19 protein-coding genes and 1 pseudogene are annotated in these 21,536 nt (G+C 63.4%); 7 read left to right on the top strand and 13 right to left on the bottom strand.

What is annotated here, in order from left to right; translation table 11 throughout:
* Positions 1-97 precede the first annotated feature (97 nt).
* Positions 98-457: pseudogene (locus AC629_RS10070) on the bottom strand (maltotransferase domain-containing protein); the annotation flags it as partial.
* Between the two features lie 201 nt (positions 458-658).
* On the opposite strand from AC629_RS10070, the gene malQ reads away from it, so the two are divergent.
* Positions 659-2,620 (top strand): 4-alpha-glucanotransferase, encoded by a 1,962-nt coding sequence (gene malQ, locus AC629_RS10065; protein ID WP_084804642.1) that lies wholly within the window; start codon positions 659-661, stop codon positions 2,618-2,620.
* 56 nt (positions 2,621-2,676) lie between these two features.
* Positions 2,677-4,476: a glycoside hydrolase family 15 protein gene (locus tag AC629_RS10060; RefSeq protein WP_084804641.1), complete on the top strand. Its 1,800-nt coding sequence runs from the start codon at positions 2,677-2,679 to the stop codon at positions 4,474-4,476.
* A 4-nt stretch (positions 4,477-4,480) separates the two neighbouring features.
* On the opposite strand, the gene AC629_RS10055 is transcribed toward AC629_RS10060, so the two are convergent.
* Genes AC629_RS10055 through AC629_RS10030 form a run of 6 tightly spaced genes read right to left on the bottom strand, consistent with a single transcriptional unit; the run spans position 4,481 to position 12,011 of the window.
* On the bottom strand, positions 4,481-5,293 hold the full coding sequence (locus AC629_RS10055; RefSeq protein ID WP_084804640.1) for a Cof-type HAD-IIB family hydrolase: 813 nt from the start codon (positions 5,291-5,293) through the stop codon (positions 4,481-4,483).
* A complete protein-coding gene (locus AC629_RS10050) occupies positions 5,290-5,862 on the bottom strand; it encodes a gluconokinase (protein WP_084804639.1) in 573 nt (190 codons plus the stop codon). The genes AC629_RS10055 and AC629_RS10050 overlap by 4 nt, the downstream gene beginning before the upstream one ends.
* Positions 5,849-6,598: a 6-phosphogluconolactonase gene (gene pgl, locus AC629_RS10045; protein WP_084804638.1), complete on the bottom strand. Its 750-nt coding sequence runs from the start codon at positions 6,596-6,598 to the stop codon at positions 5,849-5,851. The genes AC629_RS10050 and pgl overlap by 14 nt, the downstream gene beginning before the upstream one ends.
* Positions 6,598-8,109, bottom strand: coding sequence for a glucose-6-phosphate dehydrogenase (gene zwf, locus AC629_RS10040; RefSeq protein WP_084804637.1), 1,512 nt, complete (start codon positions 8,107-8,109; stop codon positions 6,598-6,600). The genes pgl and zwf overlap by 1 nt, the downstream gene beginning before the upstream one ends.
* A 40-nt stretch (positions 8,110-8,149) precedes the next feature.
* Entirely contained in the window at positions 8,150-9,148 is a 999-nt protein-coding gene (gene gnd / locus AC629_RS10035; RefSeq protein ID WP_084804636.1) for a phosphogluconate dehydrogenase (NAD(+)-dependent, decarboxylating), read from the bottom strand.
* Positions 9,149-9,161: 13 nt separating this feature from the next.
* Complete coding sequence (locus tag AC629_RS10030; RefSeq protein ID WP_084804635.1) at positions 9,162-12,011, bottom strand: bifunctional transaldolase/phosoglucose isomerase; 2,850 nt, start codon at positions 12,009-12,011, stop codon at positions 9,162-9,164.
* Between the two features lie 327 nt (positions 12,012-12,338).
* Between AC629_RS10030 and AC629_RS10025 the strand changes: the two genes are divergently transcribed.
* From AC629_RS10025 to AC629_RS10010, 4 genes are all read left to right on the top strand, one after another.
* Positions 12,339-12,965, top strand: coding sequence for a hypothetical protein (locus tag AC629_RS10025; RefSeq protein WP_084804634.1), 627 nt, complete (start codon positions 12,339-12,341; stop codon positions 12,963-12,965).
* A 299-nt stretch (positions 12,966-13,264) separates the two neighbouring features.
* The gene (locus AC629_RS10020; protein ID WP_084804633.1) at positions 13,265-15,208 is read left to right on the top strand and encodes a PrkA family serine protein kinase; all 1,944 of its coding nucleotides are present in this window, start codon (positions 13,265-13,267) and stop codon (positions 15,206-15,208) included.
* 19 nt (positions 15,209-15,227) lie between these two features.
* Entirely contained in the window at positions 15,228-16,505 is a 1,278-nt protein-coding gene (locus AC629_RS10015; protein ID WP_210419013.1) for a YeaH/YhbH family protein, read from the top strand.
* A complete protein-coding gene (locus AC629_RS10010; protein WP_084804631.1) occupies positions 16,502-18,037 on the top strand; it encodes a SpoVR family protein in 1,536 nt (511 codons plus the stop codon). Before AC629_RS10015 ends, AC629_RS10010 begins: the two co-directional genes overlap by 4 nt.
* Positions 18,038-18,046: 9 nt before the next feature.
* Here the strand turns inward: AC629_RS10010 and AC629_RS10005 are convergent, their stop codons facing one another.
* The 6 genes from AC629_RS10005 to AC629_RS09980 form a co-directional block, all read right to left on the bottom strand.
* Positions 18,047-18,493 (bottom strand): DUF1801 domain-containing protein, encoded by a 447-nt coding sequence (locus AC629_RS10005; RefSeq protein ID WP_084804630.1) that lies wholly within the window; start codon positions 18,491-18,493, stop codon positions 18,047-18,049.
* 12 nt (positions 18,494-18,505) lie between these two features.
* The gene (locus AC629_RS10000) at positions 18,506-18,712 is read right to left on the bottom strand and encodes a hypothetical protein (RefSeq protein ID WP_084804629.1); all 207 of its coding nucleotides are present in this window, start codon (positions 18,710-18,712) and stop codon (positions 18,506-18,508) included.
* Positions 18,713-18,758: 46 nt separating this feature from the next.
* Positions 18,759-19,190, bottom strand: coding sequence for an SRPBCC family protein (locus AC629_RS09995; protein WP_084804628.1), 432 nt, complete (start codon positions 19,188-19,190; stop codon positions 18,759-18,761).
* Positions 19,187-19,510, bottom strand: coding sequence for an ArsR/SmtB family transcription factor (locus AC629_RS09990; protein WP_084804627.1), 324 nt, complete (start codon positions 19,508-19,510; stop codon positions 19,187-19,189). The genes AC629_RS09995 and AC629_RS09990 overlap by 4 nt, the downstream gene beginning before the upstream one ends.
* Before the next feature lie 102 nt (positions 19,511-19,612).
* Complete coding sequence (locus AC629_RS09985; protein ID WP_084804626.1) at positions 19,613-20,062, bottom strand: DsrE family protein; 450 nt, start codon at positions 20,060-20,062, stop codon at positions 19,613-19,615.
* A 41-nt stretch (positions 20,063-20,103) separates the two neighbouring features.
* Positions 20,104-20,724 (bottom strand): hypothetical protein, encoded by a 621-nt coding sequence (locus AC629_RS09980; protein ID WP_084804625.1) that lies wholly within the window; start codon positions 20,722-20,724, stop codon positions 20,104-20,106.
* Between the two features lie 204 nt (positions 20,725-20,928).
* Here AC629_RS09980 and AC629_RS09975 point away from each other — a divergent pair, with 204 nt between their 5' ends.
* Entirely contained in the window at positions 20,929-21,501 is a 573-nt protein-coding gene (locus AC629_RS09975; protein ID WP_084804647.1) for an STM3941 family protein, read from the top strand.
* The last annotated feature ends 35 nt before the right edge of the window (positions 21,502-21,536 follow it).

Raw genomic sequence — 21,536 nt, 5'->3', positions numbered from 1 at the left:
CCGGATCGCGGTCGGGATCAATATACAACCTGATCCCGCCCCATTCGATGCGGGACTGTTCGCCGGTGAGGAGATTTTCGAGTGCCGTCACATGGTGTCGCTGCGCGACCCCGTGGGACCAGGTGGCGAATTCGTCGGTCCAGGCTTCGATCGCATAGATATACTGACCGGGCTCAGCGGGTGTGAACGAGCCTGACCAGCGGTCATTGCCGTGATGGATCATAGGCTCGTTCTGCCATTCCCGGTTCTGCTCCTCGCGCCAGATCAGCGCAGCGCTGGCAACGGCGTCGCCGTCGCGATAGATGTCGGCCCAGACCTCGACACGCTCACCCGCGATCCGCTTTACAGCGAAGCGGCCACTATCGATCAACGGATAGACGTCCTCAATAAGGAAGGCCTCAATAAGGAAGGCACCGCCGCCTGCGGCACTCTCGACAGTTTGAATTGTCTTGTTCACGGTGATGCCATTGACAAGAAAGCAGGGGCCCGTTTCCCTTATCGGGAACCTACGCTTGGTACCTATATAGAAAGCCGCTTGTGTGTCATTGGTTCCCTGCGGGAACAGCAGGTGCGTCTGCGAGTTGCCGACTAACGTCTTTCGCTGCCTCATTAAAATCGATGCCCCCGGCAAAAGGGTGGCCAGCAAGCTGCGTGCCGAATGGATCTTTTAGTTCAAGCCCAGATCAAGGGCGTTCAGTCCGAATTCATCGACGCCCTCGGAAAGCTGCGGGTCACCGATCCCGTAGCCCTCAAATCCATCCTGGACGCCCTGCCGGAAAAGCGGGTCTACCGCTTCGTCAGTGGTCCCGTCGTGGTTCGCGCGTTGGGACATCCGCGGACGGAATTGGTGGCCACCGGCGCGCCGCCGCTCAAATGGAAAATCAACGGCAACGCTAATGTGATCGCCCAAGGCGAGACGCGCGAGCCCGTTATTGCCTGGCCCGACGGCCTGCCGCTCGGTTACCACCGGTTGACGCTGACCGATGCCGACGGGGTGACGGAAGAGGTGCCGATGATCGTGGCGCCCGAACGAGCCTTCGGCGGCGATTTCGACCGCGGCTGGCTGCTTGCCGTGCAGCTCTACAGCATCCGCTCGAACCGCAATTGGGGCATCGGCGATTTCACCGACTTGGCCGACCTTGTCCGGCTCGCAAAGCAGCTAGGGGCTGACGGCGTCGGGCTCAACCCGCTGCACGTGCTGTTCGACAATCATCCGGCCGATTGTAGCCCGTATTCGCCGAACAGCCGGCTGTTCCTCAATCCGCTCTATATCGACGTCGAGGCGATTCCGGAATATTCGGCGGACCTCGTGCCTGACGCGGCCGCGATCGCCGCGCGCCTGCGCGAAGGCGATCGCGTGCCTTATGCCGACATGGCGGCGCTGAAATGGCGCGGCTTGCGGGCTGTCTTTGACGCTTTCGTGACAAAGGCGAGCGATGCACGCCGCAGGGAGTTCGACGCATTCCGCACCGCTCGCGCTCCGCTGTTGTCCCGTTTTGCCTGCTTCGAGGTGCTGCGCCATCGCTTCATGGCGCCGTGGTGGGAATGGCCGGTGGAATGGCAGCAGCCGATTGATGCAAAATGCGCCGAGTTGCGCAACGGTCCGGACAAGCGCGAGGTCGAGTTCGTCGAGTTCGTGCAATGGACGGCTGATCTGCAACTGCATGCTGCCAGGGAGCTTGCCGGCCAGCTCGGCATGCGGGTCGGGCTATATCTCGACGTCGCCGTCGGCGTGCAGTCCAACGGCTTCGATGCCTGGAACGAGCAGATGGCGATCTCGCGCCACCTCGCCGTCGGCGCGCCGCCCGATGTGCTCAATACCGTAGGCCAGGACTGGGGCCTGGCCGGCTTCAACGCCGGCGGCCTGGAAGCGAAGTCCTTCGTGCCGTTTGCCGATATGCTGGCCGCCTCGATGCGCCATGCCGGCGCGATCCGGCTCGATCACGTGCTTGGGCTGAAGCGGCTTTATCTGGTGCCGCGCGGCTTCAAGCCGGACAACGGCGCCTATGTGCAGATGCCGTTCGAGGCGATGCTTGGCGCCGTGGTGCGTGAGAGCGCGGCGCATAAATGTATCGTGATCGGCGAGGATCTCGGGACCGTGCCGGAAGGCTTTCGCGAGACCATGCAGGATTTCGGCATCTGGTCCTACCTCGTCATGATGTTCGAACGCGACCACGCCGGTCACTTCCGCAATGTCGACTACTACCGGCCGAACGCGCTGGTGACGCTGAACACGCATGATCTGTGCACCTACGCGGGTTGGCGCTCCTTCAGCGACCTCAAGATGAAGCGGTCGCTCGGACTTGACCCCGGCGAGAACGACCAGGCGCGCTGGGATGCGCTCGGCATGCTTGACGAGATCCTGCGCCAGAACGGCATCAACGCCAACGATCTCTATTCGGTGCTCGCCTTCCTGTCGCGCACGCCCTCGCGGCTGCTCGCGGTGTCGCTGGAGGATCTGCTCGGCGTGATCGACCAGCCCAACATTCCCGGCACGATCGACGAGCATCCGAACTGGCGCCGGCGGTTGCCTGTTGCGCTCGACAAGATCGCCTCGAAGATCGATCTCGCGGCTTTGAAGGCCGCGACGCGGGAACGTTCACTGACCGGCGGGAGTTGACTAGCCGGGGATTTCCAGGGACTATTTCCAAGGGCTAGTTCCAAGGCTCGCAAACATTGTCGCAGAAGATCGAGGACTATGCGCTGATCGGCGACTGCGAGACGGCGGCGCTCGTCGGGCGTAACGGCTCGATCGACTGGCTGTGCTGGCCGGCCTTCGATTCCGACGCCTGCTTTGCCGCAATCCTCGGCACGCACAAGAACGGCCGCTGGCTGATCGCACCAAGCGAGGACGTCACCACGACCTCGCGCCGCTATCTCGGCAACACCCTCATCCTCGAAACACGCTTTGAGACGAAGGGCGGCACAGTCGCCCTGACCGACTTCATGCCGCCGCGCGGCAAGGCCTCCGACATCGTGCGGATGGTTCGCGGCGTCAGCGGCACAGTGAAGATGCGGATGCAGCTCATCATTCGCTTCGGCTTCGGCGCCGATATTCCCTGGGTCCGGCGGATCGACCATTCCCTGCTGGCGATCTGCGGCCAGGACATGACGGTGCTGCGGACGCCAGTCGAGACCCGCGGCGAGGATATGACCACGGTTGCCGACTTCGAGGTGAAGGCCGGTGAGGCCGTGCCGTTCGTGCTGACCTATGGCCCCTCGCATCTCGATCCGCCCAAGCCGATCGACCCGGAGATCGCGCTCCAGCAGACCGAGGAGTTCTGGCAGGAGTGGTGCGGTCGGTGCATTCGCGACGGCGACTATCACGATCGGATCGTGCGCTCGCTGATCACGCTGAAGGCGTTGACCTTCGACCCGACCGGCGGCATTGTCGCGGCGCCCACCACATCCCTGCCGGAAAAGCTCGGCGGCAGCAGGAACTGGGACTACCGCTTCTGCTGGCTGCGCGACGCCACCTTCACGCTGCTGGCGCTGATGAATGCCGGCTACACCGATGAAGCCTTGGCCTGGCACAATTGGCTATTGCGCGCGGCCGCCGGCTCGCCCTCGAACATGCAGATCATGTACGGCATCTGGGGGCAGCGGCGGTTGCTGGAATGGGAGGCGGGCTGGCTCGACGGCTATGAGGGCGCCCAGCCCGTGCGCGTCGGCAACGCCGCGCATGCGCAGCTCCAGCTCGACGTCTATGGCGAGTTGATCGACGCATTCCACCAGTCACGCATGGCCAAGCTCAAGCTCGACGAGGAGTCCTGGGCGCTGGAATGCGCCGTGCTCAATCACCTCGCCGAGGTCTGGGATCATCCCGACCACGGCATCTGGGAGCGGCGCGGGCAACCCAGGCACTACGTCTTTTCCAAGGTGATGACCTGGGTCGCCTTCGACCGCGGCATCAAGAGTGCCGAGACCTTTGGCTTCAAGGCGCCGCTGCTGCATTGGCGCACCTTGCGCGAGGCGATTCATCGCGACGTCTGCAACAAGGGCTTTGACGCGCAGGAGAATGCCTTCGTCGAGTCCTATGGTTCAAAACTGCTCGACGCCAGCGTGCTGCTGCTGCCGGCGGTCGGCTTCCTGCCGGCATCGGACCCGCGCGTCCGTGGCACCATCGCTGCCGTCGAGAAACACATAATGCGCGACGGCTTCGTGCTGCGCCACGATCCGCGTGAAGTCTCCGAAGAGAAGCAGCCGATCGAGGGCGCGTTCCTGGCCTGCACCCTGTGGCTGGCCGATGCTCATGTCTTGTCGGGCGATCTCGGCAAGGCACAGATGTTGCTCGATCGCGTGGTCGGCATCGCCAACGACGTCGGGCTGCTCGCCGAGGAATATGATTCAGATGCCCGGCGCCAGACCGGCAATTTTCCGCAGGCGCTGACCCACATCGCGCTGATCAACACCGCGCATAATCTGTCGGCGGCAAGGCAGGAGAGCGAGAAGCCGGCCGTGCAGCGGTCGCAATAGCGGCCTAGCTAACCTCATTGCGCTTCAGGATCATCTCCATCGCTTCCGCAAAACCGTCCTGCTCATTGGTCGCGGTGACATGGGTGGCCTGGTCCCTGACGTCGTCGGTGGCGTTGCCCATGGCGATCGAGACGCCGCTGACGCGGAACATTGCGAGGTCGTTCTGCATGTCGCCGATGGTGGCGATCGTGTTGGTGGAAATGCCCAAGCGCCTGGCCATCGCCTCGACGAAGGTGCCCTTGTTGAAGCCCGGCGGGGTGATGTCGAGATAATAGGTCTGCGAGCGCACCGCCGTTGCCTGGCTGCCGAGCGCCTCCTGCATCACCTTCTCGCAGCGCTCGAGCCCGGCGGCATCGGCGCTCGCGCCGACGATCTTGCAGGCGCTCGCCAGGTACGGCGAGAAGTCCGTCACGATGGTCGGGTCGGAGCGGATCGTGTGCTGCTCGTGCGGGACATACTTGCCGCCTGGGTTGTCGATCAGCCATTTGTCATAGGTAAAGAGCCAGATGTCGACGCCGAACTCGCGGAGAATTTGCAAGGACCGTTCAGCCGCGCTTGCGGGGATCAGGTGCTGCTCGATCGGCTTCATCTCGGGATCGACGATCGAGGAGCCGTTGAAGGGGCCCACCGGCAGCCAGAGCGCCAGCGGCTCGATCAGGAAGCGCATGCCGATCGCGGGGCGGCTCGAGGTGATGGTGAAACCGATGCCCGCCTTGTGCAGCCGATGCACCGCGGACTTCGCACGGTCGGTCAGCGTCTTGTCCTTGGTCAGCAGCGTGCCGTCGACGTCGGAGACCACGAGTGAGATTGGCGTCATGGCAGGACCTTGGGTTTGGCGACCTCAGGTTCGATGGCCTTGCGTTTGTCGGCGACCAATCTCAATTGCCGCACGACGCCGTCCACGATCGCCTCGACGGATTCGTCGATCGAGACGGTGATCACATGCTCGCTCGCTTCCGGCGGCTCCAGCGTGTTGAACTGGCTTGTCAGCAACTCCGGCGGCATGAAATGGCCCTTGCGTTGCGCGAGACGGGCGGCGATCAGCTCCTTCGTGCCCCTCAGGAAGACGAAGCGGACGTCGTCGCGCCCACGCAGCAGCACGTCACGATAGGTGTGCTTCAGCGCTGAACAGGCGATGATGACGTGCTCGCCGCGTCCGCAGACCCGCGCAATCTCGTCCGCGATGGCGTTGAGCCAGGGCCAGCGGTCCTCGTCGGTGAGCGGGTGGCCCGCCCGCATCTTCTCGACGTTGCTGGCAGGGTGAAAGCTGTCACCGTCCTCGAAGCGCCAGCCGAGTCGCTCACCGAGCGCCTCCGCAACTGTGCTCTTGCCCGAACCCGACACGCCCATCACGATCAACGCACAAGGTGCTTCAACGCCCGCCACGAATTCCCTCCGGAAGCGCGGCCCGGTCGACCAACCAGACGGTCTCACCATTCGAGCGCGCGCGCAACGCGGGCAGATTCTCGCCATTGAGGAGGCGCGTCAAGATCGCCTGCTTGTCGTGCCCGGCAATCTCGAACAGCATTTCATGGCAGGACGCCAGCGCGGGCAGCGTGAGCGAGACTCGCGGCACGAAGGGAGCCACATTGGCCTTCGGAACCCCGACGACCCAGCGCTTGGTCTCCTCAATCGCGGGGTAGCCCGGGAAGAGCGAGGCGGTGTGGCCGTCCGGGCCCGCACCCATCAAAACCATGTCGAACAGCGGCCGCGCCGGATCGAGGCGTTCAGCGCCGTAGAAGCCCTGCAGTTCGCGCGCATAGACATCGGCGCTGCGGTCGGGATTGTCAGTCGTGGTCGGGATCGGGTGGATATGACCGGACGGCGCGTTGTGATCGAGAAAGGTCGCGCGCGCGACCGCCATGTTGTTGAGCGGATCGCTGTCAGGCACGAAGCGCTCGTCGCCGATGAACCAGTGCACGCGGTCCCACGGGATCTTGCTGCGCCAGGCATCGCTTCCGAGTAATTGATAGAGCCTCTTCGGGCTGGAGCCGCCGGTCAGGCAGATCCTGATTTGGCTGGGATTGGCGGCGATCCGCGCCATCATTCGCTCGGCAGCAGTGTGGGCAAGGGCTTCGGCATCGGCCGCGACCATCAGCTTCGGCGGGTCGGCCGCGCTCATCACGAAAACTTCCGCCAGCTTCGCCCGTCGCGCCTTAGCAGTTCGTCGGCGCAGGCGGGGCCCTCGCTGCCGGCCGGATAGGTCTCGATGCCGTTGCTGCCCGCATTTTTCCAGGCGTCGAGGAACGGCTGCACCGCTCGCCATCCGGCCTCGATGCCGTCGGCGCGCTGGAACAGGATGTTGTCGCCGATCATGCAGTCATAGATCAGCGTCTCGTAGCCGGTGCTGGGATCGGCCCGGAAGTAGTCGCCGTAGCGGAATTTCATCTCGACGCCGTCGATGGTGACGCTCGGGCCGGGAATCTTGGCGTTGAACTGAAGCTCGATGGTCTCGGTCGGCGCAATGCCGATGGTTAGGAAGTTCTGCGACAGGCGATCGACCGCCGTGCCTGAGAACATCGCCAGCGGCGCCTGCTTGAACTTGATCGCGACCTCGGTGCGCTTGTGCGCCAGCGCCTTGCCGGTGCGCAAATAGAAGGGCACGCCGGCCCAGCGCCAATTGTCGATCATCAGCTTCAGCGCGACATAGGTCTCGGTGGTGCTGCCGGGCTTGACGTCCTTGGTCTTGCGATAGTCCGGGATCTCGTCGTCGCCGATGCGGCCGGCAAGGTATTGTGCGCGGACGGAGCTCCTCAGCGCTTCGTCTTCGCTGGGCTTCTGGATCGCAGAGAGCACCTCGGCCTTTTCCGAGCGGACCGAATGCGCATCGAAACGGGTCGGCGGCCCCATCGCAACCAGTGACATCAACTGGAACAGATGGTTCGGCACCATGTCGCGCAGTGCGCCCGTGGCGTCGTAGAAGCCGCCGCGATGGCCGACGCCGAGCTTCTCCTCGACCGTGATCTGGATGTGGTCGATGTGGTTGCGATTCCAGATCGGCTCGAACATGCCGTTGGCAAAGCGCAGCACCATGATGTTCTGCACCGTCTCCTTGCCGAGATAGTGATCGATCCGGTAGATCTGGTGCTCTTCCATGAAATTGAGAAGTTCGGTATTCAGCGCGCGCGCCGAGGCGAGGTCGGTGCCGAACGGCTTTTCGATTACCAGCCGCCGCCAGGCACCGTTCTCCTTCATCAGTCCTGTGCGGCCGAGCTCGCGCGCGGTCGGTGCGAATGCCGCCGGCGGGGTCGCGAGGTAGAACAAGCGGTTGCCGCCGGTGCCTCGCGAGCATTCCAGCTTATCAAGATGCTCGCGCAAGCGGTCGAATGACGGCGGATCCTTCGCGTCGGCCTCGACGAAGGTAACGCATTGCAGCAGCTGCCGGGCGACGACGTCGTCCACGGGGCGCGTTGCGAACTCGCGCAGGCCCTTCATCAGGCTGTCGCGCAGCTCGTCATCCGACAGTCTCTTGCGGGCCGCGCCGACGACGCAGAACTTTTCGGGCAACAGGTTTTCGGCGGCGAGATTGTAGAGCGACGGGATCACGAGGCGGTGAGTGAGGTCGCCGGTAACGCCGAAGATGACGAAGGCGCAATTTTCCGGCTTGCGCTGCGGCTGCGGGTCTTTGGTCACGAACAGTTGGCCTTCGCTTGGTTGGCTCTCACTTGGGCTTTTACTTGGGCTTTGCCGCGCCCGGCTGCTTCGGCTCCTTGTGGCCGCCAAAACCCGCGCGCATCGCGGAAAGAATCTTTTCGGCGAAGGTGTGTTCCTTGCGGGAACGGAAACGTGTGTAGAGCGCCGCAGTCAGCACCTCGGCCGGGACTGCCTCGTCGATTGCCGCGTTCACGGTCCAGCGTCCTTCGCCGGAATCCTCGACGAAGCCGGAATATTCCGACAGCGCCGGGCTGTCGGCGAGCGCGGTCGAGGTGAGGTCGAGCAGCCAGGACGGGATCACGCTGCCGCGCCGCCACACTTCGGCGATGTCGGCGAGATCGAAATCGTAGCGATGGTCCGCCGGCAGCGCCTCGATGTTGGCGTTCTTGAGGATGTCGAAGCCTTCGGCATAGGCCTGCATCAGGCCGTATTCGATGCCGTTGTGGATCATCTTGACGAAGTGTCCGGCGCCGACCGGGCCGGCATGGATGTAGCCCTGCTCGATGCGGGGATCGCGCCCCTCTCGTCCCTCTGTGCGCGGGATGTCGCCGGCGCCGGGCGCGAGCGCGGCGAAGATCGGATCGAGCCGGTCGACCACCTGCTTCTCACCGCCGATCATCATGCAATAGCCGCGGTCGAGACCCCAGACGCCGCCGGATGTGCCGACGTCGACATAGTGGATGCCGCGCTCTTTGAGCGCCTTGCCGCGGCGGACGTCGTCCTGCCAGAAGGTGTTGCCGCCGTCGATGATGACGTCGCCGGCTTGCATCACGCCCGCGATCGTGTCGATCGTCGTCTCGGTGATGCGCCCCGCAGGCAGCATCACCCACGCGGTGCGCGGCCGCTCCAGTTTTGCGACGAACTCTTCCAGCGTCGCCGCGCCCTGTGCGCCGTCTGCGGCGAGGCCCGCGACGGCCTTGGCGTCCTTGTCGTAGACCACGGTCGAATGGCCGTGGCGCATCAGGCGGCGAACGATGTTGCCGCCCATCCGGCCGAGGCCGATCATGCCGAGTTGCATTTGAGATATTCCCTTAGTTCAGCGCGTCCGTGAGCGCGGCGTTGAGCGCCGCTAGACCCTTCTTGAGCCCGCCCTTCAGATGGACCCGCAGCGCGCGCCGCCCACGCTCGGTGAGCACGTCGAAATCGCCGCGCGCCTGCGCAGCCTTGATCACGCCGAAGGTTGCCTTCTGGCCCGGCACGGCCAGGTCCTTGGCATCGTCGGCGGTGATCTGGAGGAACAGGCCGCTGTCCGGTCCGCCCTTGTAGGCCTGCCCGGTCGAGTGCAGGAAGCGCGGGCCGAACTCGGCGCAGGTCGCAACATGCCGCCTCTCGCGCACTTCGAGCCGCATCGTCTGGAGGGCGTCGATCGTCGCCTTGTCGCGCGCGATGTAGCCGAGCAGGGCGACATAGTCGCCATGGTTGGAGCGCGAGAGATGCGCCTTCAGCCATGAGGTGAGGTCGCCGTTGGCGCCGGCGGCGCGCAGCGCCGTGGCGTTGGCCTCGTCGGTATAGAGATCGGCTTGATCCGTGCTGATTACCGGCCGCTCCGCCGGCAGGGCGCCGGTCTTCTCGAACGACGCGGTGAGCTCACGGGTCTTGATCTTGGCCGCTTCCACGTCCGGCTGGTCGAACGGGTTGATGCCGAGGATGCTGCCTGCCACCGCCGTGGCCATCTCGAAACGGAAGAACTCCTGGCCGAGATGGTCGATCGATTTCATGACGATGCGCACCACGGGATGGCCAGCCGCTTCGATCGCGGCAAGCTTTCCGTCATGTGCGGCGTCCACCTCGCCTTCGGTGCGGATGTCGATGAAGAAGCGGTCGTTGCCGTAAACGGAGGGGTCGCCAAGCGGCTCGCCGGCGATCGGGATCAGGCCCTTGCCCTCCTTGCCGGTCGATTCTGCGATGAGCTGCTCGGCCCAGGCGCCGAAATCGGCGATCTTGTTCGAGGACAGGATCGTCACCTTGTCGCGGCCTTCGAGGCCGGCAAGACCCATGGCAAGGCCGAGCTGGACGCCGGGGTTCTCATTTGGCGGCACGTCCGGACCGCAGGAGTGGGCCATCGCAAGCGCGTGCTTGATGAAGGTCTTGACGTCGATGCCCGCGGTTGCCGCCGGAACCAGGCCGAACGGCGAGAGCACCGAGTAGCGTCCGCCGATCGACGGCTCGCCATGGAAGACGCGGGCGTAGTTGAGGCTCTTGGCCGCCTTGTCCAGCGAGGAACCGGGATCGGTGACCGCGATGAAGCGATGGCCGGTCTTGACCTTCGGCCCGACCGCCTGCGCGACGCGTTCATGGAAATAATCCTTCATCGCGTTCGGCTCGGTGGTGCCGCCGGACTTGCTGGATACGATGAACACGGTGTTGGCGATGTCGATCTTCGCTTCCATCGCCCGCACCTGTGACGGATCGGTGGAATCCAGCACGTGCAGCTTCGGGAACCCGGATTTCCGCGCGAACGTCTCGGCCAGCACCTCGGGTCCGAGGCTCGATCCGCCCATGCCGAGCACGACGGCGTCGGAGAATTTCTGGCCCTTCACGCGGCTCGCATAGTCCTCATAGTCGGCGACGTCGGCCTTCGCCGCGCTGTCGAGCCAGCCGAGCCATTTGTCCTCGTCCGTGCCGGTCCAGACCGATTTGTCACGCTGCCACAGCCGGCGAATCTTTGCGGATGCGCGCCATTCCTCGGTGCTCTTGGCCACGGCCTTGCCGAGGCCGTCGCCAAGCGAGAGCTGCTGGCGGTCGAGCGCGGGTCCGAGCACGGTCGCGCGCTTGTGGGCGACCGCGCCGTAGAGCTTGTCGGCGGCGTCGGCGAACTGCTTGACGCCGTCCTTGACGAGCTCTTCGGTGATCGCCTCGAGCGAGACGCCGGAGCGCTCCAGCTCCTCCAGCACGCGGGCGGCGTCGTCGATATTCTCTTCCAGGCTGTCGCGCAGCTTGCCGTGGTCGCGGAACGCATCCAGCGTTGCCGGAGGCACGGTGTTGATGGTGTCCGGGCCGATCAGCTCCTCGACATAGAGGACGTCGCTGTAGTCCTTGTTCTTGGTGCCGGTGGACGCCCACAGCATGCGCTGCGGCTTGGCGCCCTTGGCGGCGAGCTTCTCCCAGCGCGCACCCGAGAACAGGCGCTTGTAGTCCTGGTAGGCGAGCTTGGCGTTGGCGATCGCGACCTTGCCCTTGAGTGCGGCAAGCCGTTCCTTCTCGCTGGGGTCGTTGGCGCGGGCGATCTTCTCGTCGAGCTGCTTGTCGACCATCGTGTCGATGCGGCTGACGAAGAAGCTCGCCACGCTGGCCACGTGCGAGGGGTCGCCGCCGCCTGCGACGTATTTCTCCAGGCCCGCGAGATAGGCCTCGGCGACCTCGAGATAGACGGCCTTGGAGAACAACAGCGTGATGTTGATGCTGATGCCGTCGCCGGTGAGCTGCTCGATCGCCGGCAGGCCCTCCGGCGTCGCCGGGACCTTCACCATCAGGTTCTTGCGATTGACGTCCTTCCAGAGCCGCCGCGCCTCGGCGACCGTGCCGGCGGTATCCATCGCGAGATAGGGCGAGACTTCGAGACTGACATAGCCGTCGCCTCCCTTGAGGCGGTCATAGACCGGGCGGAGCACGTCGGCGGCGTTCTGAATGTCCTCGATTGCGACGGCCTCGAACAGGTCGGCCACGGTCCGGTCGCCGCGCTTCAGCGCCTTGCCGATCGGGGCGTCGTATTCGTCGGAACTGCCGATCGCCTTCTCGAAGATCGACGGATTGGAGGTGACGCCCTTGACGCCATCGGTGTCGATCAGCCGCTTCAGGTCACCCTTGGCGATGAAGCCACGGGCGAGGAAGTCCAGCCAGACGGCTTGTCCGTGCTTTTCCAGTTCTTTGACGGGATTCATGATGCTTATTTCTCTCCAAGCCTGCGGGCGAGGGGTTTCCGCGCCGGTCCTGACGCGCTATTCTCTAGCTTACATGCTCCCGGGAGGGAACCGATCCAGGGTATGGGCGTCATACCCTCCAGTGTAACGCCGTTGCGATCATGGCGATCCAGGCGGAAGTGGCGGTGTTGCGTAAAAAGTCGTCGGCCGGGAAGGTTTGGCCGCTCGTTGCCTAACGTCGGCCGCTTTGTGATTGTCAGCTAATGGCTGCGCGGAGTGTCATCAGCGGATTCCGGTCTGCGTGATGAATCGTGGCTTGGTCGCGAATGGCCATGCTTGGGGGACAGCATGCACCCACATCGTGACGGGCGGATGGCCGCCGTCGCCGACAGCCCGCAAGCGGCCGCGCCGGCCGTATGCGTCGATGCGACCCACGATCTCGAAATCAATCCATGTAGGCCCCCTCTGCGGCTGCTGGTCGCGGCGGGCTTCGTGATGACGCTGCTGAGTGCAACCCTTGCCTTCGACTGGTGGAAGGGTCTCGGCATCTACGATCCGACGGTCGGCTATGCCGGCGTCGTGGTGTTCGGCCTGCTGACCGGCCGGATCTGGACGCTGCCCGCTGAACGGGGACCAGTGGTGATCGTCACCCCCTACGGCATCCGTGATCTCCGCATCGGCAATGAATTTCTGTTGTGGGACTCGATTGCGGAGATTTCCGCTGAAGACGACCGCGGGCACATGATGATCGTGCTGACGCCGACTCCGGCCTTGCAGCGCCAGCTCTCCTGCATCCGCGCCGCCTCGCGCTGCGCGCAGGCTGATCGCGTCCTCATTCGCTCCGAGGGGCTGGCGACCGATTTTGACACACTGCTGCGCGCGTGCCGCGATTGCCATGCTGCAAGCCATCCACGCACTGCATTGCAGCAGGAAGATGAACGGGGCACGCAAGGCTTCGCCGTACAAGCGTCATAAGTTTGCCGCTGGCAGGTCGCTATGCTGCAGTGCCGGATGGACACGGTCTCCGGTATTGCCCGGATGTTGCGACCAAGTGACATTTTCTGGAAATGAGCGAAGATAGATATAGATTCGCACAAATAACAGGCATGTGCCTGTTCGTAACTCAACGAGTGCCTACGTTGTGCGTTGCGTCGAGTTGGCACCAGGGTGTCCAATGATCGTCATGTGCTCACGCTGATTCGAAGCGGCCTGAGGAACGGTCCAGTAACTGCTTTCGTTTCAGCTTGTAGCGGGAACTCACGCGGAGAGGGATCATGTACAACGATTCTCTGTTCAACGCTTTCGCTCGGTCGTTCGAGGCGAGAAGCCAGCACGACATGTCGATGGCGGAATATCTGGAATCGTGTCGAAGCGATCCCATGAAATACGCGAATGCGGCCGAACGACTGCTAGCGGCGATTGGTGAGCCTCAAACGATTGACACGGCCAAGGACCCACGCCTTGGCCGTATTTTTTTGAACCGCACGATCCGCACCTATCCGGCCTTCGCCGGCTTCTACGGCATGGAGGAAACCATCGAGCGCATCGTCGGTTTCTTCCGCCACGCGGCGCAGGGCCTCGAAGAGCGCAAGCAGATCCTCTATCTGCTCGGCCCGGTCGGTGGCGGCAAATCCTCGCTCGCCGAGCGGCTCAAGTCGCTGATGGAAGTGCAACCGATCTACGTGCTCAAGGCCGGCGATGAATTGAGTCCGGTGTTCGAAAGCCCGCTCAGCCTGTTCGAACCTGAGCAACTTGGGCCGATACTGGAAGAGAAGTACGGCATTCCGCGCCGCCGTCTCACCGGTCTGATGAGCCCGTGGTGCTACAAGCGGCTCGAAGCCTTTGGCGGCGACATCTCACAATTCCGCGTCGCCAAGATTCAGCCGTCGCGGCTGCGCCAGATCGCAGTCTCCAAGACCGAGCCCGGCGACGAGAACAACCAGGACATCTCCTCGCTGGTCGGCAAGGTCGATATCCGCAAGCTCGAGACCTATGCGCAGAACGATCCCGATGCCTACAGCTATTCGGGCGGCCTCAACCGCGCCAACCAGGGCATCCTCGAATTCGTCGAGATGTTCAAGGCGCCGATCAAGATGCTGCATCCGCTGCTCACGGCGACGCAGGAGGGCAACTATATCGGCACCGAGAATATCGGTGCGATCCCCTTCACCGGCACCATCCTGGCGCACTCCAACGAGGCCGAGTGGACGAGCTTCAAGTCCAACAAGAACAACGAGGCCTTCATCGACCGCATCTGCGTGATCAAGGTGCCGTACGTGCTGCGGGTCACCGAGGAGCAGAAGATCTACGAGAAGCTGATCCAGGGCTCCGAGCTGGCGTCGGCGCCGTGCGCGCCGTCGACGCTGGAGACGATGGCTCGTTTCTCGGTGATGTCGCGCCTGCGCAGGCACGAGAACTCCACCCTGTTCGGCAAGATGCGGGTGTACGACGGTGAAAGCCTGAAGGAATCCGATCCGAAGGCGCGCAGCGTCCAGGAATATCGGGATGCCGCCGGCGTCGACGAGGGTATGGACGGCGTCTCCACGCGCTTTGCCTTCAAGATCCTGGCTGCGACCTTCAACCACGATCCGCAGGAAGTCGCCGCCGACGCCGTTCACCTCATGTACGCGCTGGAACAGGCGATCCGCCGCGAACAGCTGCCTGAGGAAACCGAGAAGCGCTATCTCGAGTTCATCAAGGCGGAACTCGCGCCGCGCTACGCCGAATTCATCGGCAATGAGATCCAGAAGGCCTATCTGGAATCCTACACCGACTACGGTCAGAACCTTTTCGACCGATACGTCGACTATGCAGATGCGTGGATCGAGGATCAGGACTTCAAGGATCCCGACACCGGCCAGCTGCTCGATCGCGAATTGTTGAACCAGGAGCTGACCAAGATCGAGAAGCCGGCCGGCATCGCCAACCCGAAGGACTTCCGGAATGAGGTGGTCAAGTTCTCGTTACGGGCAAGGGCCCAGAACAGCGGCAAGAACCCGAACTGGACCTCCTACGAGAAGATTCGCGACGTGATCGAAAAGCGGATATTCTCTCAGGTCGAGGACCTGCTTCCGGTCATCTCCTTCGGGTCGAAGAAGGACGGCGAGACGGAGAAAAAGCACGGCGAGTTCGTCGCACGCATGGTGGAGCGCGGCTACACCGAGCGTCAGGTTCGCCGGCTCGTCGAATGGTACATGCGCGTGAAGCAGGCCGGTTAAGGCGGATGAGAAAGTGGCCATTCACATTATTGACAGGCGCCTGAATCCAGGCGGCAAGAGCCTCGAGAACCGTCAGCGGTTCTTGCGTCGGGCCAAGTCCCTGGTGCAGGGCGCCGTCAAGAAGACCTCGCAGGACCGCGACATCAAGGACGTCCTGGAGGGGGGTGAGGTCACGATCCCGCTCGACGGCATGCACGAGCCGCGCTTCCGCCGGGAAGGCGGAACCCGCGACATGGTGCTGCCCGGGAACAAGAAGTTCACTGAGGGCGACTATCTCCAGCGGTCCGGCCAGGGCAGCGCCAAGAATTCCGGTCCAGGCGAAGGCGACAGTGAGGACGCCTTCCGCTTTGTGCTGAGCCGCGACGAGTTCGTCGACCTCTTCCTCGACGATCTCGAGCTGCCCGATCTCGCCAAGCGCAGGATCGCGCAGACCGAGAGCGAGGGTATCCAGCGCGCCGGCTACACCACGTCGGGCTCGCCCGCCAACATCTCGGTGAGCCGCACGGTGCAGCTCGCGCTCGCCCGCCGCATCGCGCTCCGTCGTCCGCGCAAGAGCGAGATCGAGGAGCTGGAAGCCGAGATCGCTGCCTGCACCGACGAGGATTTGCGTGCCGAGCTCGTCGAAAAGCTCGAGATGCTCAAGGCCAAATCCAAGCGCATTCCCTTCATCGATCCGCTGGACATCCGCTACCGCCGCTTCGAGACGGTGCCGCGGCCGGTGGCGCAGGCGGTGATGTTCTGCCTGATGGACGTCTCCGGCTCGATGTCCGAGCACATGAAGGATCTCGCCAAGCGCTTCTACATGCTGCTCTACGTGTTCCTGAAACGCCGCTACAAGCATGTCGAGATCGTCTTCATCCGCCACACCGATCGCGCCGAGGAGGTCGACGAGCAGACCTTCTTTTACGGCCCGGCGTCGGGTGGCACGCTGGTCTCCAGCGCGCTCCAGGCGATGTACGAGATCGTGCGCGAGCGCTTCAATCCGTCGGACTGGAATATCTACGCCGCGCAAGCTTCCGACGGCGACAACTCCTATTCCGACGGAGAGCTCACGGGCATGCTGCTGACCGACAAGATCCTGCCGGTCTGCCAGTTCTTCGCCTATATCGAGGTCGGCGAGTCCGGCGGCAGCGCCTTCGACCTCTCCGACTCCTCGCTCTGGACTCTCTACGAGCGCCTGCGCAACAGCGGCGCGCCGCTCTCGATGCGCAAGGTCAGCGAGCGCAGCGAGATCTTCCCGGTGTTCCACGACCTGTTCCAGCGTCGCGAAACAGCCCAGGAGAAGGCCGCTCCATGACGGAAAGATTGTTCGAGGGCGCGGATTGGGACTTCCACACCTTGCAGCGCATTACCGATGCCTGCGAGGAACTGGCCAAGAACGATCTCGGGCTGGACGTCTATCCGAACCAGATCGAGGTCATCACCGCCGAGCAGATGCTGGATGCCTACTCCTCCGTCGGCATGCCCCTGTTCTACAAGCACTGGTCCTTCGGCAAGCATTTCGCGTTCCACGAGGCGTCCTATCGCAAGGGCCTGATGGGACTCGCCTATGAGATCGTGATCAACTCCTCGCCCTGCATCTCCTACCTCATGGAAGAGAACACGGCGACGATGCAGACACTGGTGATCGCGCACGCCGCATTCGGCCACAACCACTTCTTCAAGAACAACTATCTGTTCAAGCAGTGGACCGATGCCGACGGCATCCTGGATTATCTCGATTTCGCCAAGAATTACGTTGCGACCTGCGAGGAGCGCTACGGCCGCGTCGAGGTCGAGCGCACGCTGGACGCCGCGCACGCGCTGATGTCGCACGGCATCTACCGCTATCCCGGCAAGAAGAAGCTGGACTTGCGCGCCGAAGAGAAGCGGGCAGGGCGGCGCCGCCAGCACGAGGAGGAAGTCTTCAACGATCTCTGGCGCACCGTGCCCAAGGGCGCGGCCAAGAGCCGGTCCGCTCTCAGCATCGAACGCCGCCGCAAGCTGCTCGGCCTGCCGCAGGAAAACCTGCTCTATTTCCTGGAGAAGAGCGCACCGCGGCTTGCGCCCTGGCAGCGCGAGCTGCTGCGCATCGTCCGCCACATCGCGCAGTATTTCTATCCGCAGAGCCAGACCAAGGTGATGAATGAGGGGACGGCGACCTACGTTCACTATCGCATCTTGAGCAAGCTGCACGAGCAGGGCCGCATCAGCGACGGCAACTTCCTCGAATTCCTGCAGTCGCACACCAACGTCGTGTTCCAGCCCGAATTCGACGATCCGCGCTTCTCCGGCTTCAATCCCTATGCGCTCGGTTTTGCCATGATGCAGGACATCGAGCGCATCGTCACCAGGCCGGAAGACGAGGACCGCGAATGGTTTCCCGATATCGCCGGGAGGAACGACGTCATGGGCGTGCTGCGCGACGTCTGGGCCAATTACCGCGACGAGAGCTTCATTGGCCAGTTCCTGAGCCCGAAGCTGATGCGGCACTTCCGCATGTTCCACCTGCACGACGATCCCGAGGAGCGCGCCGGCATCCGGGTCGATGCCATCCACGACGAGCGCGGCTTCCGCCGCGTCCGGCGCGAGCTGGCGCGGCAGCACGATGTCGGCTTCATCGACGCCAATATCGAGGTGGTCGACGTCGATCTCTCGGGCGATCGCCGCCTGATCCTGCATCACCACGTCATCAAGGGCTCGCAGCTAAACGAGACCGACGCCAAGCGGGTGCTCCAGCATCTGGCCGATCTCTGGACCTATGACGTCTCGCTGATCGAGGTCGATGCCAACGACAAGGTCTTGCGCGAATATGTCGTGAGCCCGCGCCCGATCCCGGCGGCGGCCTGACGCCGCCGTTTACGTCGAGCGCTTCTTGGCAGGCTTGCTTTTGACCTTGGACGCGTTCAAATCCACCGCCGCGCGGATCAGCGCCTTAAACGCCTTCTCGTCGATCTTCGCACCCTCGTGGAAATCGATGGCGCGCCGCACATTTCCTTCGAGGCTGGAATTGAACAGGCCGGTGGGGTCATCCAGTGCCGCGCCCTTTGCAAACGTCATCTTCACAGCGGCCTTGTAGGTCTCGCCGGTGCAGATGATGCCGTCGTGCTCCCACACGGGAACGCCGCGCCACTTCCACTCCTCGACGACATCGGGGTCGGCCTCCTTGATCAGGCCGCGGATCCGTTTAAGCATCTCGCCGCGCCAGTCGCCGAGCTCCTTGATCCGGCCGTCGATCAGCCCGGAGGGCGAAGGCCCATTCACTTCCTTCGCGCTGCTCTTTTTTGCCGTTACGGCTTTCTTCATGATCTCGCCTCTTCACGCGTCGCTGCGGCGGCTGACATAGGGCAGTGCAAACAAATAGAGGCCGGTGATCAGCAATGGAATCAGCGGCACGAGCGCCAGGAAGCCGATCCACGTCGCCGGGACCTGCTGGATCATGGCGACGATGTTCGCGATGACAGCGAGCGTGAAGGCGATCGACAGCCAGCGATGAATTTGCCGGATCCACTTGTTCGAGCTCATTGGAATCTCCTCTGGGAATAATCGGAATTGCGGCCGGCGGGGGGAGTTAGTCTGCCCGCGCCAGCACCTCGTCCAGCTTGGCAAAAAACTGCTTCCAGCCGGCATGCGCGCCGCCATAGGCCTGCTTCTGCGTCGGGCTGAAGCCCGCTTGCTCGACGCGCAAATGCGTGCCGGCGCCCGTCGGCGTGAGCGTGAAGGTCACCACGCTTTTCAGATCGAAGGCCGCGTCCTCATGCGAGAAATTCCAGGTGTAGGCGAGGCTGCGTTGCGGCTCGATGGTGAGCACCTCGCAGTCCAGCACGCCGCCCCACTCGCCGCGAAGATTGAAGCGATGACCGACGACCGGCTTGAAGTCGTTCTTCATCAGCCATTCCTCGATCAGATGCGGCTGCGTCAGCGCGCGCCAGATCCGCTCCGCCGGAAAGGAAAACTCGCGCTCGACGACCACGGAGCGTGTCTGGGCTGCAGTTTCGGTCATTGGTCCATCCTCTTCAGGAGATCATTGAGAGCATCGAGCCGGTTCTGCCAGAACCCGGCCATCTGGCTGGTCCAGTCGATCAGCGGATTGAGCGCACCAGGCTGCGCGCTGTAATGGGTCTGGCGTCCCTCGTGGCGATCACGCACCAGCCCGGCCTGCTTCAGCGCGCCGAGATGCTTTGAGACCGCCGGCTGGGAAACGCCTGATCGCGCCGTCAGTGCCCCGACCGTCTGCTCGCCCTCGCGGCACAGCCGCTCGAAGATCGCCCGCCGGGTGGGGTCGGCAAGCGTCCTGAACAGGAGGTCGTGAGCGGCAGACATGAGAAATCCATAACCTATAAGTTATGGTTAAATTCATAACCGCACAGTTATGGATAAGTCAAGCGCGATGTAGGAGCTATCCTGCCGGGCTCTGCCCGCTTCCTAGGGCCGCAGATAGAGATAGCCCTGCGACTGGAGCTCGGCCAGGCGAACCACGCCTCCCTTCTCCGCGCTGACGAAGCCGGGCAGCAGGTCCGTGAGCGTGACGTTCTGCGCCTTCATCGTGTTGCCGCAGGCGGCGAGCTCGACGCCGTCCTTGGAGAAATCGCCGACGCGTTTGCTGACGTCAGGGGTGGCCTGCGCCGATTGAAACGCCTTCAGCGCCGGCCCGTGGATCACCAGCGCGATGGTGACATGGTCGGGCCCGCCGACGCCGTCGATGTGGTTCTGGATGTTGCCGAGCACGAAATTGACCTTCTCGGCATCGCTAAGATGGTAGACGACCCTGAGCTTGTTGCCCGCTCCGGCTTCCGTAGCGGCCTTCGCGCTGGAGGCGCCGAGTGCTGCGCCCAGGGTCGATACTGCGCTCCACAGGATGTTCCGGCGGTTCATGGCGATCTCCTTCGATCGGGCCTGATTTCACCGAATACATATCACTTGTGGCGCAGCGCGGCGAGTTCCTTGCGGTCAGTCACCAGCGAGGCGCATTCGCTGGTGTCGGTGCGGTCGAGCCGGAAAATCCCGTCGTCGGCGCTCGCCACCAGCGACTCCTCGGCATCGTTATCCGGCTTGTTGTTCTGCCAGACCCTGACCCGCGCAAGCCGCACGATCGCCGACTTGTCGTCCTTGGAGAGCGCCACGCCGATGCCGCCGCCCTCGCAGTCGACGCCGCAACCGAGGCGCACCTCGTTGCCGTTTTTGGTGAACACGGCGTGGCCGCACGAACCGCTGGAGTCGAAATCGCCGCTGCGGTGGCGATACCTGAAGCCGAGCCGGAAGGAGTTATGGAGCTCCCTGTCTTCCTTGTCGTACTCCGCCGAGATCAGCAGCTTCATCGAGGCGACCTCCTGCTTCGGGTGCCGCGCCAGATGCTCTGCATCATAGTGCCTGACGAAGCAGGCATAGGCCTTGTCGCCGGGCGTACCGGCGTACATGCGTGCGTTGAAGGTCTCGGCCTCGGCCTTGGTTGGCTCGCGCATGTCGTCAGCCTCGTCGGCCCGCGCGGCGCCGATGGATGCGGCAAGGACCAGCGGAAGGACGAGGGCAAGCTTCATGATCGCACCGGACGTGTGAGCCGTTGACGGCCCCATCGGGACGGTGGGGGCCAACTGGCGGTTAGTCGCAGGCCGGGCGCCGCGCGTTCAAGTTGCTCTTGCCTCGCAGTTCTCCGAGACCCTGCCTTGAGTTCCATCTTAACACTTTTGAAGGAGGGCATTTGGTAAACCACTGGTTGTTGCTATTGGTCGGTGGTGATGGAAATGTCCGTCAGTCAAAACTTGCCCAACGTTGCAATTGGTTATTCCCGAGTGCGGCTGCTGAAGCTCCTGGCGGCCGGCCTGCTGTTGACACTCCTGTGTGCCGCGCTCGCGCTCAATTGGCACCTCGGCAAGAACATCACCACGTTCCAGATAGCGGCCTGTTATATCGGCGTGGCGTTTTCCGCCCTTGCCACCTGCAAGATACTCTGGATGTTGATCTCCTCCAGGGAGCCGGTGATCTTCATCAGCCGTGTCGGCATTCGCGACACCAGGATCGCCGACGAGACCATCGCCTGGAGATCTGTGCGGGACATACTGCCCTGGCAGCAACGCAATCAGAAGATCGTGGTGCTCAAACTTGACCCCCTCGTCGCAGAGCGGTTCGCCGGGGGGCTTCTCAAGCGCGTATTGTCGCTGATGAATAAGGCGCTTGGTGCGGACGGCGTGGTCGTCAATGCCGGCGGCCTGACCATGGACGCCGAAACACTTTTCGATACCTGCAAGCAATATTGGACTGCCGGGCGATTGGCATATCATGGCCGCGCCGTGCCTGAGCCTGAGCCCGTCAGCTAGAACGGCACGCAGCTCCCGGGCATTGGGGCAGATGC

The sequence above is a fragment of the Bradyrhizobium sp. NAS80.1 genome (assembly GCF_001908205.1).
GTDB lineage: Bacteria > Pseudomonadota > Alphaproteobacteria > Rhizobiales > Xanthobacteraceae > Bradyrhizobium.
The sequence above is the reverse complement of the archived record's forward strand: the minus strand, read 5'-3'. Positions and strand labels throughout refer to the sequence as shown.